Origin of the sequence: Qipengyuania sp. NPDC077410 (assembly GCF_044543405.1) — a bacterium.
In the GTDB taxonomy this organism is placed as follows: domain Bacteria; phylum Pseudomonadota; class Alphaproteobacteria; order Sphingomonadales; family Sphingomonadaceae; genus Qipengyuania; species Qipengyuania pacifica.
Window position 1 is genome coordinate 89,505 of record NZ_JBITWB010000002.1, and the last position, 13,124, is coordinate 102,628.

Annotated in this window: 11 protein-coding genes; all 11 read left to right on the forward strand. The window is 58.8% G+C overall.

What is annotated here, in order from left to right:
- The first annotated feature begins 66 nt into the window (after positions 1–66).
- Complete coding sequence (gene ccoN, locus ACIGGE_RS08390) at positions 67–1,743, forward strand: cytochrome-c oxidase, cbb3-type subunit I (protein WP_103022844.1); 1,677 nt, start codon at positions 67–69, stop codon at positions 1,741–1,743.
- 11 nt (positions 1,744–1,754) lie between these two features.
- Positions 1,755–2,507 (forward strand): cytochrome-c oxidase, cbb3-type subunit II, encoded by a 753-nt coding sequence (ccoO, locus tag ACIGGE_RS08395; RefSeq protein WP_301642845.1) that lies wholly within the window; start codon positions 1,755–1,757, stop codon positions 2,505–2,507.
- Complete coding sequence (locus tag ACIGGE_RS08400) at positions 2,504–2,683, forward strand: cbb3-type cytochrome c oxidase subunit 3 (protein ID WP_103022846.1); 180 nt, start codon at positions 2,504–2,506, stop codon at positions 2,681–2,683. Before ccoO ends, ACIGGE_RS08400 begins: the two co-directional genes overlap by 4 nt.
- Positions 2,673–3,584, forward strand: coding sequence for a cytochrome-c oxidase, cbb3-type subunit III (gene ccoP / locus ACIGGE_RS08405; RefSeq protein ID WP_301642844.1), 912 nt, complete (start codon positions 2,673–2,675; stop codon positions 3,582–3,584). Before ACIGGE_RS08400 ends, ccoP begins: the two co-directional genes overlap by 11 nt.
- Positions 3,571–5,181 (forward strand): cytochrome c oxidase accessory protein CcoG, encoded by a 1,611-nt coding sequence (ccoG, locus tag ACIGGE_RS08410; protein WP_397490022.1) that lies wholly within the window; start codon positions 3,571–3,573, stop codon positions 5,179–5,181. The genes ccoP and ccoG overlap by 14 nt, the downstream gene beginning before the upstream one ends.
- Entirely contained in the window at positions 5,178–5,627 is a 450-nt protein-coding gene (locus ACIGGE_RS08415) for a FixH family protein (RefSeq protein ID WP_301642842.1), read from the forward strand. Before ccoG ends, ACIGGE_RS08415 begins: the two co-directional genes overlap by 4 nt.
- Entirely contained in the window at positions 5,600–7,753 is a 2,154-nt protein-coding gene (locus ACIGGE_RS08420) for a heavy metal translocating P-type ATPase (RefSeq protein ID WP_301642841.1), read from the forward strand. Before ACIGGE_RS08415 ends, ACIGGE_RS08420 begins: the two co-directional genes overlap by 28 nt.
- Positions 7,750–7,935, forward strand: a complete 186-nt coding sequence (ccoS, locus tag ACIGGE_RS08425) for a cbb3-type cytochrome oxidase assembly protein CcoS (protein ID WP_103022851.1) — start codon at positions 7,750–7,752, stop codon at positions 7,933–7,935. Before ACIGGE_RS08420 ends, ccoS begins: the two co-directional genes overlap by 4 nt.
- A gap of 235 nt (positions 7,936–8,170) precedes the next feature.
- Positions 8,171–9,481 carry an oxygen-independent coproporphyrinogen III oxidase gene (hemN, locus tag ACIGGE_RS08430; protein WP_397490023.1) on the forward strand — a complete coding sequence of 437 codons (1,311 nt, stop codon included), beginning with the start codon at positions 8,171–8,173 and terminating at the stop codon, positions 9,479–9,481.
- Positions 9,482–11,595: 2,114 nt separating this feature from the next.
- Positions 11,596–12,318 carry an HPP family protein gene (locus ACIGGE_RS08435; protein WP_397490024.1) on the forward strand — a complete coding sequence of 241 codons (723 nt, stop codon included), beginning with the start codon at positions 11,596–11,598 and terminating at the stop codon, positions 12,316–12,318.
- A gap of 186 nt (positions 12,319–12,504) precedes the next feature.
- Positions 12,505–12,897 carry a MerR family DNA-binding protein gene (locus ACIGGE_RS08440; RefSeq protein ID WP_397490025.1) on the forward strand — a complete coding sequence of 131 codons (393 nt, stop codon included), beginning with the start codon at positions 12,505–12,507 and terminating at the stop codon, positions 12,895–12,897.
- Positions 12,898–13,124: the final 227 nt, after the last annotated feature.

Genomic DNA, 13,124 nt, shown 5'->3' on the forward strand with positions numbered 1-13,124 from the left:
TGATCCAGGTCAATGCGGTTGTGCGTCCAGCCGCATAGAGCCGTGAAAAAGCGATCGGAGTAATTGATGCAAGCTGAAGCTGCACTGGGGCGGGTGGGCCTCTGGTTATTGATCATGGTCCTATCTATCGTGATGGTTGCGACAGCGGCCGATAGCGGGATGGCGGCGCACGCGACCATAATCGGAGTTATCGCGTTCGTGATGGTCTGGGTGACCGCCGCTGGTTTCGATTCTTTAGGAAAAGCGCAGGGCTTCTTCAAAATGCCTGAAGGGCCGTCGCGATATGACGACGACCCTATCCGCTGGGGCGTCCTGGCCACCATGATGTGGGCTCTCGTGGGTCTACTCGCTGGCGTGTTCATCGCCTCGCAGCTGGCTTTTCCGCAGCTCAACATCGAGCCCTACTTCAATTTCGGGAGGGTTCGTCCGCTGCACACCTCCGCAGTAATCTTCGCGTTTGGTGGCAACATCCTGATCGCGAGCAGCTTCTACGTCGTCCAGCGCACCTGCCGCGCGCAACTCGCGTTTCCCGCTCTCGCCCGGTTTGTGTTCTGGGGATACCAGTTGTTCATCGTGCTTGCGGCATCGGGCTATCTGTTCGGCGTCACGCAGAGCCGCGAATACGCAGAGCCGGAATGGTATGTCGACCTGTGGCTAACCATCGTTTGGGTGGCCTATCTGATCGTCTTCGTTGGCACGCTGGCGCGCCGGACCGAACCGCACATCTACGTCGCGAACTGGTTCTACCTCTCGTTCATCATTACCATCGCGATGCTGCATATCGTCAACAACCTGGCGGTGCCTGTCGCGTGGAACGGATCGCTTTCGTTCTCCGCCTTCGCAGGCGTCCAGGATGCTTTGACCCAGTGGTGGTATGGACACAATGCGGTCGCGTTCTTCCTGACTGTGCCGTTCCTCGCCATGATGTATTACTTCGTGCCCAAACAGGCCGAACGACCGGTCTACAGTTACCGGCTCTCCATCATCCATTTCTGGTCGCTGATCTTTCTCTACATCTGGGCGGGACCGCACCACCTGCATTACACCGCATTGCCCGATTGGGCGCAGACGCTGGGTATGGTTTTCTCCGTGATCCTGTGGATGCCCAGTTGGGGCGGCATGATCAACGGACTGATGACGCTCAACGGCGCATGGGACAAAGTCCGCACCGATCCGATCATCCGAATGATGGTCATGGCGATGGCGTTCTATGGCATGGCCACCTTCGAAGGGCCGATGCTCAGTATCAAGGCGGTCAATTCGCTGTCCCACTATACCGACTGGACCGTCGGGCACGTGCATTCGGGCGCTCTCGGCTGGAACGGGCTGATCAGCTTCGCTGCGGTCTATTTCCTTGTCCCGCGACTGTGGAAGCGCGAGCGCATGTATTCGCTGCGCATGATCAACTGGCACTTCTGGCTCGCGACGCTTGGTATCGTCTTCTACGCAGCCAGCATGTGGGTGGCAGGTATTACCCAGGGCCTGATGTGGCGTGAATACGGCCCGGACGGCTATCTCGTGAACAGCTTCGCCGAAACGGTGGCCGCGCTGCACGAACTCTACATCATCAGAGCGCTGGGCGGTGTCATGTATCTCAGCGGCGCCATTATCATGGGCTACAACGTCTGGATGACCATTGGTGGCAAGCTGCGAGAGGAAAAGCCGATGGGTGCCATGCCCGCTTACGACCCCGACAAGGACCGGCCCATCGCAGGCTCGGCATCCCCCGAACCCGCAGAATAGGATAGATCGCCATGGGTCTCGCTACCCAGCACAAGAAGCTGGAAAAGAACATCAACTTGCTTGCGATCGGTTCCTTCATCGCGGTGGCGATCGGCGGCATCGTGGAGATCGCTCCGCTGTTCTGGATGAATAACACGATCGAGGAAGTGGAGGGGATGCGTCCCTATACGCCGCTCGAGCAGGCCGGTCGAAACGTCTATGTGCGCGAGGGCTGCTATTCCTGTCACAGCCAGATGATCCGACCGTTCCGTGACGAGGTAGAGCGCTACGGGCATTACAGCCTCGCCGCCGAAAGCATGTATGACCATCCTTTCCAGTGGGGTTCGAAGCGCACCGGGCCAGACCTCGCGCGCGTCGGTGGGCGCTATTCAGATGAGTGGCACGTCCAGCACCTTGAGGATCCGCAGAGTGTCGTCCCGGAAAGCATCATGCCAAAATACTCGTTCCTTGGTGACACACCGCTCAATACCGACCATGCCGCTGCTATGCTGGTCGCCCTGCGGCGTGTTGGCGTTCCTTATTCGGATCGTGACGTCGGCGAGGCGATGGCGGACATGATCCTTCAGGCCGATCCCGACAGCGGAGGCGATGTTGAAGACTTCCAGCAGCGCTATCCCAAGGCACAGGTCCGCGACTTCGACGGTGATCCGAGCAGACTGACCGAAATGGACGCACTCGTTGCCTACCTGCAGATGCTCGGGACTTTGGTCGACGTCGATAGCGCTGCCGCACAGGAGCGGTTGGCCGAGGAGAAAGGCCGATGAGCCTCTACGACCAGTTGCGTCACTTCGCGGACAGCTACGGACTTGTCGCCCTCCTGATCCTGTTTCTCGGCCTTTGTCTCTGGGTGTTCCGGCCCGGGGCAAAGCAACAAAACCAAGAAGTAGCGCGTTCGATATTCAAGGACGAGAAAACCGGGGAGCGCCAGGATGGCAAATAAGCGCATCGACGAGCCGACCGGAACGGAGACTGTAGGACACGAATGGGACGGCATCGAGGAACTCGATACGCCTATGCCGCGCTGGTGGCTGTGGACGCTATACCTGACGATCATCTGGGGCGTGGTCTACGTGATCCTCTATCCGGCTTGGCCATTGGTTAACAAGGCTACGGAAGGCGTGCTTGGCTGGTCCAGCCGAGGCGAACTTGCCGAGGAGATGAGCGTCGTCGACCAAGAGCGCGCGACCGTTCGCGAAGAACTTGCTCGAATTCCTATCGAACGTCTGCCAGAGAACAGCGAACTGTTCGCGCAAGCGGTGGCTGGGGGAAGATCGGCTTTTCAGGTCCATTGCTCGCAGTGCCATGGTTCGGGAGCGGCCGGAAGCCAGACACTTGGCTATCCCAACCTCAACGATGATGATTGGCTGTGGGGTGGCGATCTGAAGGCCATCGAATACACGTTGGTGAACGGCATTCGCGCACCGGGCGTTGACGATACCCGCACGAGTGTCATGCCGCCATTCGAAGGCGTTTTTGAACCAGCTCAGATCGACGGACTGGTAAACCATGTGCTTTCGCTTAGCGGCAAAGGTGCATCAAGTCGGACGGGTGCGCAGCTCTACCAGGACAATTGCAGCGTCTGTCATGGCACCGCTGGCGAAGGAAACCGTGAACTAGGAGCACCGCGTCTGAACGATGCGATCTGGCTCTACGGCAGCTCTCGCGAACAGGTCCGCGACCAGATCCTGACCCCCAAGATGGGCCGCATGCCGCACTGGAGCGAACGTCTCGACCCGGTCACGATCAAGATGCTCTCGGCCTATGTCTGGTCTCTGGGTGGCGGCGAGGAATTCGTCGAGGTCGCCGAAGATTCTACGGTAGAGGTCGATGAAGAACCGTGACCCCGGCCGCGCGTCGAGCGCTCCTTCTCGCCGAGAAGGCGAGGAGCGTGACTGGTCGGTTGTTGTCGAGGACGGGCGAGCGAAGACCAACGAGCCGGTCTCGAGCGCGGTAGCCGAGCCGGAAGCGACGACGCTGCGTCATGAGCCGCACGAGCCGCCGCGTCACCAGCTGCCGACTAAGCTGTTTGAGAAACGCACCAAGGTCCACAACAAGCGGATCGACGGACCCTTCCGCCGGTTCAAGTGGTTCGTGATGTTCGTCACTCTGGCGATCTATTACGGCACGCCCTGGATCCGTTGGGATCGCGGTCCTTATGCTCCCGACCAGGCAGTGCTGGTCGATTTGGCCAATCGCCGTTTCTACATGTTTGGCATCGAGATCTGGCCGCACGAATTCTACTATGTCGCCGGCCTGCTGATCATGGCGGCGCTCGGGCTCTTCCTCGTGACGAGCGCGGTCGGACGTGCCTGGTGCGGATATGCCTGCCCGCAGACTGTCTGGACAGACCTGTTCCAGCATGTCGATCGCTTCGTCGATGGCGACCGCAATGCTCGCATGAGGCTCGACGCGGCGCCGATGGGACCGAAGAAATTCGCAAAGCGGAGCTTCAAATACACGATTTACCTCGTCATCAGCTTCTGGACCGGCGGTGCATGGATCATGTACTTCGCCGACGCGCCGACCTTGGTGCAAGACTTCTGGGTCGGCGATGCGGCACCAGCCGCTTATATCACAGTGGCAATCCTGACGCTCACCACGTTCACGCTCGGCGGGTTCATGCGCGAGCAGGTCTGCATCTACATGTGTCCCTGGCCACGTATCCAGACCGCGATGATGGACGAGAAGTCGCTGCTCGTGACCTACAAGGACTGGCGCGGTGAGCCGCGTGGGAGTGTCAAGAGGGCGGAAAAGAACCCCGGCAAGTTCGGCGACTGTATCGACTGCCTCCAATGCGTTGCCGTTTGTCCGACCGGTATCGACATTCGCGAAGGTCCGCAGGTTGGCTGCATCACCTGTGGATTGTGCATTGATGCCTGTGACAAGGTAATGGCCGACGTTGGCCGCCCACGTGGTCTGATAGACTACGCAACGCTCGAGGATTGCGAGAAAGAAGCGATTGGAGAACCCACGCGCTCACCTTGGAGAGCACTGCTTCGTCCAAGGACCCTCGCTTATTTCCTGATCTGGGGCAGCATCGGTTTCGCCATGCTGTTCGCATTGGGCGTGCGCAACCATGTGGGCCTTTCGGTATCCCCCGATCGCAATCCGCCTTACATCCTCATGAGCGATGGATCGGTGCGCAACTCCTACACGCTCAAGCTGCGTAACATGGAAAGTCGACCGCGCGAGATGAAGATTGCTGTCGAGGGCCTTCCCGGCGCGCTAATGTGGACGGATACAATCGGGAGGGACGACGCTGCGCGCACCCAGGTCAAAACAGTGCCTGCCGATCAGGTTCTCTCGGTTCGGGCCTATGTGGTTGCGCCCGAAGGAACCTCTACGCAGGATTTCAGCTTCAGCGTGACTTCGCGCGATGAGCAGCAGGAAACAGCGACAACGGAAACGCGGTTCGACACGCCGGGAGGCGAGGAATGAAACGCGAATTCACAGGTAAGCATGCGGCAGCAATCATCGTCACCGGGTTCGCCATCATCATTGCGGTCAACCTTTTCATGGCTACGCTCGCCGTGCGCGGCTTCGGCGGTGTGATCGTCGAAAACTCCTATGTCGCAAGCCAGGAGTTCAATGACTGGCTCGAAGCTGCCGAAGAGCAGGAGGCGCTGGGCTGGTCGGTCGAGATGACGCGAAGTGAGAACGGGCACTTGCTGATCGACACCACATCAGTGCCCGATGGCGCGACCGTGACCGCAGAAGCTCGCCGACCGCTGGGGCAACCGGAAAGCAAGAGCCTTAGTTTTATCGAAGCGACGCCCGGGAATCACGTATCGCTCGAACCACTCGATACGGGACGCTGGATCGTGCGCCTGAAAGTCGCATCTCCCGAGGGAGAGGCATGGTCGACCGAAGAGCAGTTGCCGTGAACGCGCCTACGGCAATCGAAACGCTTGAGCGACCCGGCCTCGTCGATAGCAGGTTCACCGTGCCCGGCATGCGCTGTGCCGGTTGCATCGCCAAGATCGAACGCGGTCTACAAGAGATCGACGGTATCGAGGCTGCGCGCGTCAACTTTTCCGCCAAGCGTGTCGCCGTCCGGCACGACCGGGAGTTCGACGCAGAAGAGCTTGTTGCAGCCATCGGCAGGATCGGCTTCGAAGCGCAGGTCGCCGATGCAAACCCCCTAGGCCAGGACGATGCCGAAGCCCGCATGCTCCTGCGCTCGCTTGCCGTGGCGGGGTTCGGCATGATGAACATCATGCTGCTCTCGGTCAGCGTCTGGTCGGGTGCGGGCGGTGTAACCCGCGAACTGTTCCACTGGCTGTCCGCGCTGATCGCACTGCCCGTGGTGGCCTATGCCGGACGCCCTTTCTTCTCGAGCGCGGCCATGGCCCTACGGCATCGTCGGACAAACATGGACGTGCCGATCTCGATCGGTGTCCTGCTCGCTACCGGGCTCAGCGTCTACGAAACAATCATCGGCGGCGGGCATGCCTATTTCGACAGCGCGGTCATGCTGTTGTTCTTCCTACTTGCCGGCCGCGCGCTCGATGCGACGATGCGGAACAAGACCCGCGCAGGCATCGGTGCACTGCTGTCGCGTATGGGAAAGTCAGCTCGCGTCTTGGCGGAAAATGGTTCCAGCCGAACGGTCGAAGCGGACGATCTTGAGCCGGGAATGCTCATGCTTATCGCCGCGGGCGAGGCGCTTGCGGCGGATGGTGTGATCGAGGACGGACGAAGTTCGATCGACAATGCGATGCTCACCGGCGAAAGCACCCCTCAACCTGTCGGTGTTGGCGATACGGTTCATGCCGGAGCGATCAATCTCGGCGATCCCATCCGCGTGCGCGTTACCGCCGCCTCGTCCGATACAGCGATTGCCGAGATCGCTCGGCTGATGGATGAGGCGGGGCAGTCGCGCAGTCATTACGTCCGTATCGCTGACCGTGCATCGCGCCTTTATGCGCCAGCCGTCCATACTCTTGCGCTGCTGGCGTTTGCTGGATGGATGATTGCCGGGGCCGGCTGGCACCAGTCACTCGTGATTGCGATCGCAGTTCTTATCATTACCTGTCCGTGTGCCATGGGGCTGGCAGTTCCAGCTGCTCAAGTGGTTGCTTCAGGGGCGCTCGCCAGGAGAGGCATGCTGGTCAAGGATGGAAGCGCGCTCGAACGATTGGCCGAAGTCGATACCGCACTGTTCGACAAGACCGGAACGCTGACGCTGGGCGAGCCTGTTCCAAGCCTCGATCATCTCACGAATGACCAAAAAGCTATCGCGCTAGCCCTCGCGCAGTCTAGCCGACACCCCTTGAGTAAGGGCATCGTGTCCGCGCTCGGAGCGGAAGGCGTCTCACCTGCATCGCTCACTGAGATTACCGAAACAGGAGGACAAGGCATAAGCGGGATGCATGGCGAGATCCCCGTCTCATTGGCTCGTGGTGCTTTGGATCAAACGGGGGTGGCATCGACCCTGCACATTGGTGAGGAAAAAATTGCCATCGTTTATGCGGATCCAGTGCGGGCCGATGCCGCCCAGACGCTCGCCGCACTGGATGCAAGCGGCTTGGACAGCAGGATCGTCTCAGGCGATCGGCATTCTCCCGTCCGCGCACTCGCAGGCGAGCTTGGTATTGAAGGCGAAGGCGAAATGCGTCCCAATACCAAGTTGGCCCTGCTCGATGCCTTGAAGGCAGACGGACATCGCCCACTAATGGTCGGTGACGGTATCAATGATGGCCCTGCGCTGGCAGCGGCCCATGCCTCCATCGCGCCCGGCACCGCTAGCGACGTGAGCCAACAAGCCGCAGACGCGGTGTTCCTTGGCAAGGGGTTAATGCCGGTTGCGCTGGCGATCACCATCGCCCGCCGGACGATGCGCATCGTCCGCCAGAACTTCGGATTTGCGATCGGCTACAACGTGGTTGCAGTGCCGCTCGCGCTCGCGGGTCTCGTGACACCTCTGATCGCCGCCATAGCCATGTCGCTCAGTTCATTGGTTGTCGTTGGAAACTCCCTGCGGCTGGCGCGCATGAGAAACGCACCTTGAACGTGCTGGTCTTCCTCATCCCGGTCGCGCTGTTTCTGGGCGGTGCCGGGTTGGTCCTGTTCTTTTGGGCCATGCGCGACGGCCAGTTCGAGGATCTCGACGGCGCGGCAAACCGTATTCTTATCGATGACGAGGATGATGGCCGGAATTCAACCAACGAAGATGAGGAAGGGTGCCGATGAAGACGAGGTTCGCCTTTCTGGCCTTGCTTCCGGCATCATTCGGACCGGTTCCTGTTGCTGCTCAGACCATCGAAACACGTCTATGCGGCGGCGGTGTCCTCAGCATTCCGATCCCGATGCGCGAATCGCCTCCCACGGCGCCCTGTCATAGCGAGGGTTGCCACGCGTCCTGTTCCCGTAAGCGAATTGATCCAGCGCAATGAATACGATCTCGAATACGAGCAACGAGCCCGCCATGTGGCCCTATCACCCCGATCTGCTGGCGACTCCGGTTCCCCGCTATACCAGCTATCCGACTGCGGCCGAGTTCGGCCCCTTGTCAGCCACCCATTTTGCCGAGGCTCTTGGCAATGCGAGCGGCGCCGTTTCGCTCTACGTCCACATCCCGTTCTGCGAGAAAATCTGTTTCTACTGCGGGTGCAACACGGGCAAGTCTGGCAAGCGGCAGCGGCTCGAATCCTATCTTGATGCGCTGGGCTGCGAGATAGATCTCGTTTCCGATATGTTGCGGAGCGACGCACATGTGCGTCGGATCGCGTTCGGCGGCGGCAGCCCAAATGCGATCAGCCCAACAGAATTCCTATCGCTCGTCGACTGCCTGATCGCACGCTTCAAGATCGATGATCCCACATTTTCGATCGAGCTCGACCCCCGAACATTTTCGGCGGAATGGGCGCAAGCGATCGGGAGTGTCGGGATCGAACGTGCAAGCCTCGGTGTGCAGACCTTCGCTCCACACTGCCAGGAGGCGATCGGCCGGGTTCAGCCCGAAGGCCTAATCGAACGCAGCGTAGACCTTCTTCGTCAGAATGGGATTACCTCCCTGAATTTCGATCTGATGTATGGTCTCCCGCACCAATCGCAGGACGACCTCCATGACAGCTTACAGCGCACGGTCGCCATAGCACCGGACCGCATCGCGCTCTTCGGTTACGCTCATGTTCCGCATCTGATTGCGCGACAGCGCGTCATCGACGGCAACGCCCTTCCAGATCCGGAAGAAAGGTTTGCTATGGCTCAACTCGGGCATGCTTACCTGACCGAGCAGGGCTACCGCTCCATTGGTTTCGACCACTTTGCCAAACCCAGCGATCCGCTCGCCCAAGCATCTGCGACGGGAAAGCTGCGGCGAAACTTTCAAGGCTTCACGGACGATCAGTCACTGGTCCTGATTGGTCTCGGCAGTTCGGCAGTAAGCAGTTTCCCAAAGCTGCTTGCCCAGAACGAGAAGAATAGCGGTCGCTACAGGATGCAAGCCAGCCAGAGCCGATTGACAACGGCGGTGGGCATCGCTCGGACCGACGACGACCGAGTGCGCGGGGAAATAATAGAAGCACTCCTATGCCGTGGCAGCGCGACGATCGACCCTGTGTTGGATGAGCCTGTGCTCAACGCCCTTCGCCCTTTCATCGAGCTCGAGCTTGCAACCCTCGATAATGACCAATTATCCATTACAGCGAGCGGGTTGCCCTATGCACGCGTGATCGCTGCCTTGTTCGATACCTACCGTCCGCAGTCCGTCCGTCGTTTCAGCTCGGCTGTCTGAGTTCGGTCCGAAAGGAGTTTCTTCAATGCCGTTGTGGTTCCTTCCTGCTCTCATCGCGCTTTTTGCAGTCGTCAGCTTGGGCGCGGGCATTTGGCTCTTGCTACACCTGCGCGATGTCGCTCGCGTGTTCCGCGGGAATAGGCCGGGTGAATTGGTGCGCGGGCCAGGAAAACGGAGGGCAACACCGGCAGCGGTGTGGACAGCACTTATCATATTCAACGCGGGGTGGATCGCCTGCATTGTTATCTGGATCTTCGTTCTAGGAGGGGAGGCTAATACGGTCGTGGACGCCAAAAGCTGACAGTTTCGAGCTTGTTTCTACACCCCTATGTCCACTCCTGTCGCCCTGCGTCTCACGACCCCAGCTAGCCGAAGCGAAAACGCCGTGCGCTGACTGAGTCGCGTCTCCGTCAGCGCAGCGAACCACATTGCGTCCATCAGCCTTCGCCTTGTAAAGCGCAGCGTCCGACCTTCTCAACAATGAGAAGAGATCCTCATCGCTTCTCAGGCAACCAACTCTATTCGATGGCAGAAAGCTGATGGCCTTCGCAATGTATCCTGTGCACCAGAGCAGCAGACCGACTGAGAACAAACCGCTACCGAGCATTACAGCAGACCAGTATAAACCAGCACTTCTAGCAGCCTGTTGCACAGCATACTCACTCGAAAAGCTGTATAGGTCGTTGCCGACGTTGGCATAGGCGAGCGATGCAATGAGCGTGATGCACAACCCTATCGCCATAGCATAGGCGCTCCCTGTCATTAGCCCCTTTCCATCAGGCCGCTCATCCACAGCGTCAACTTCGACCCTACAAACATGATTGGCCATCGCGGTTTCATCGCCAGTCGTGCCGCAAGCATCGCATCTAATCATGAGTTCCCCCTCTGAACAATTTCGTCGGGAGTGATGGCTCGAAACGCAATTGAAGGCAATGCGGAGCCATTCAGAAGCTTTCAGGGAAAATGCCCTGCCGCCAAGGGAAGCTTGAAACGGCAGGGCTACACTTTCAGTTTGAATCGAAGAACTGAAAGCGCAGAGCCAGTTCATACCAGCCCATCAATTGGCTATCATCGGCAAGTGCTTGTTTCTAGAAAGGCTTAGCGACTCATGCGGGGGGCACTGTTGCTATTCCGAGGGGTACTGGCGCCCAGTCGCTCTTAGGAGGTAGACAAGACTGGGTGCACCATTTGAACGGGTCAAAGGCTCTATGGCGCAAGGCGCACGAAACCGCCTCACCAGCATCGCTTTGAACAGCCGTTCCTGCACAATGTTCCTCAGCATGCCTGCTGAGTGCTCGCTTCAACTAGAATTCGTGGTGCTGGTGCCCTGTCGCTCTATGAAGGCAGATGCGACAGGGCGCATCATCGAACGGGTCGCTAGTGTCGATGATGCAAGGCGATTGGGACAACCCTACCAGCATTACCTGAACAGATGTTCATCTAGTCAGTTCCACAGCGTGCCTGCTGAGCGCGTGCATTGGCTAAATACTGCCATGGCAAATAAAAATCCCCCCACGACCAAGGCGAGCTTGCGAAACAGACTCTAGTAGAGCGCCACGATGGCATCACAAAGGCTGTCGATGGCCGCCTGGCCCACATGCAGCACACTAAGCACGGCGAACTCATCGGCAAACTGTCTGATGAGGATTGGCTAAACGTTCTCAATCAAACAATTTGTAGCGATTACCCTCGTGGGCGTCGGTCTCATCGGAACGCAAGCCGGCGCTGCGATCGACTGGCCTGATCGTTCTGGTAAGGAATGCTGCTTGCGGATTGTCTAAGTGCGACAGCCGACACTGAAGGACCGAGCAGCTTAGCTCCATGCCTCATAATCTACAAAGTGCAAAAGCCCTTTGGGATTACCGTTGATCGAAGCAAATAGCTTCAGGGCATGATTTGAGCAATCTGGAATCGAAGAAAGCGCGCCTTGAGTGTTGGCGGTGAGAATAGGGAACAAAGAGACAGCGCTCGTGATTGCAAGGCGAATGGTTACCGTGATGGTGCGCCACGCTGCCGGTAGATAGTGCGTCTATCAGTATGATTGCGAATTTTGCCTCGTTTCCCGGCATTGGGTACCGCATTGGCGCCAGGCGATGACATCAAAACAGGCTACCATGCGACGCATCTTCGAACCAATACTTGCTGGAGCCACTTTTCGCGATCGCATGCTGGCGTGCGCCGGTGGTCTGACGGGTATCGCTCTTACAAGCTTCATCACGTCGTGGATCCTGAACGATAGCGCGATCCTACCTTTCATCGTCGCTCCGATGGGAGCGTCGGCCGTGCTCGTCTTCGCCGTTCCCGCGAGTCCCCTAGCTCAGCCTTGGCCGGTTATAGGCGGCAATGCGATTTCTGCCTTTGCGGGCGTATTCTGCGCGCATCTTTTTGGTTCGCCGCACGTTGCAGCCGGTTTCGCTGTAGGACTTGCCATCCTGGCGATGTCGCTCACGCGCAGCCTGCATCCTCCCGGGGGAGCAGCGGCGCTCACGGCGGTCATCGGCGGAGAAACCATCGAAGCCCTTGGATATAGCTTCGTCTTTCTGCCCATTGTTTTCAATGCAGTATGTCTGGTGATCGTCGGTGTCCTATATCATAGGATTTCCGGACACAACTATCCTCATCAGGCGCGATCAATCGGAGCGCAGGCTATACCACAGCATGAGCCTACTGCGCCACATTCCGACGATATCGAGGCCGCACTGAGAGATTTGGGAGAAACTTTCGATATCGGGGAGGACGATCTGGAGCTTATAGTGCGCCAGGTGGAATTTCATGCCGCGCGGCGCCGCAGGAAAACAATACACCGAAGCTTTCGCTCTTCGAGAAAAGCTCGTTAGCGAATGCTTCGGTAAGTGACGTTCATCACCGACATTGGTCGATGTCGGAACGCGTAGTCGAGTTGGTTTGATCGGCGAGACCCTCTATCTCCTCGCCCGAAATCACTTCGACCCGAATCGAGTCATACTGAAGTCGCCGCCCGAGCCTTCTGACCCGGACAGGATCAAGCGATTCTTAGAGGCGAATTGACAAGGTCCACCGACACGAAGGCGGAGACGATCCGCTATTACGAGCGCGAGGGCATCCGGCCAGCAGCCGACCGGACCGATATTGTTTATCGCGATTACTCCGGCGAGCATTTGGCGACTCTAACCTTTTTGCGTCGCACGCGCGAACTCGGGTTCAGCATGGCGCAAGTTCGAGAACTGCTCGCGCTATCCGATCACGATGCAAAGCCGTCCCAGGACATCGATCAGCTGGTCTCACAGCAATTGGCCGAGATCGATCGCAAGAACGTTCATCTCGGCGCTCCGCAACGAACTTTGACAGATGTTACGATCCTGCCAGGCGGACAAGATCCGCGAATGCCATATCATCGGAAGCCTGGGGCGACTTGCCGTAGCGCGAGGGCGCAATAGACGTCCGCTTTCGGGCGTTTCGGGCAAGAAGTGGAACGGCCGAAATTAGGGCGCAAGGCTGACGTATATAAACACCGGCAGCGATGAATTTTTTTCGCGCCGAAAGGGCGTCGCTCCGGCAGCAGCCTCCGCGCCGAAAGGGCGTCGCTCCGGCAGCAGCCTCCGCGCCGAAAGGGCGTCGCTCCGGCAGCAGCCTCCGCGCCGAAAGGGCGTCGCTCCGGCAGCGG

Excerpts from the sequence above, each read along its gene's own strand:
- ccoN (WP_103022844.1), top strand. The coding sequence starts at position 67 with ATGCAAGCTGAAGCTGCACTGGGGCGGGTGGGCCTCTGGTTATTGATC.
- ccoO (WP_301642845.1), top strand. The coding sequence starts at position 1,755 with ATGGGTCTCGCTACCCAGCACAAGAAGCTGGAAAAGAACATCAACTTG.
- ACIGGE_RS08400 (WP_103022846.1), top strand. The coding sequence starts at position 2,504 with ATGAGCCTCTACGACCAGTTGCGTCACTTCGCGGACAGCTACGGACTT.
- ccoP (WP_301642844.1), top strand. The coding sequence starts at position 2,673 with ATGGCAAATAAGCGCATCGACGAGCCGACCGGAACGGAGACTGTAGGA.
- ccoG (WP_397490022.1), top strand. The coding sequence starts at position 3,571 with ATGAAGAACCGTGACCCCGGCCGCGCGTCGAGCGCTCCTTCTCGCCGA.
- ACIGGE_RS08415 (WP_301642842.1), top strand. The coding sequence starts at position 5,178 with ATGAAACGCGAATTCACAGGTAAGCATGCGGCAGCAATCATCGTCACC.
- ACIGGE_RS08420 (WP_301642841.1), top strand. The coding sequence starts at position 5,600 with ATGGTCGACCGAAGAGCAGTTGCCGTGAACGCGCCTACGGCAATCGAA.
- hemN (WP_397490023.1), top strand. The coding sequence starts at position 8,171 with ATGTGGCCCTATCACCCCGATCTGCTGGCGACTCCGGTTCCCCGCTAT.
- ACIGGE_RS08435 (WP_397490024.1), top strand. The coding sequence starts at position 11,596 with ATGCGACGCATCTTCGAACCAATACTTGCTGGAGCCACTTTTCGCGAT.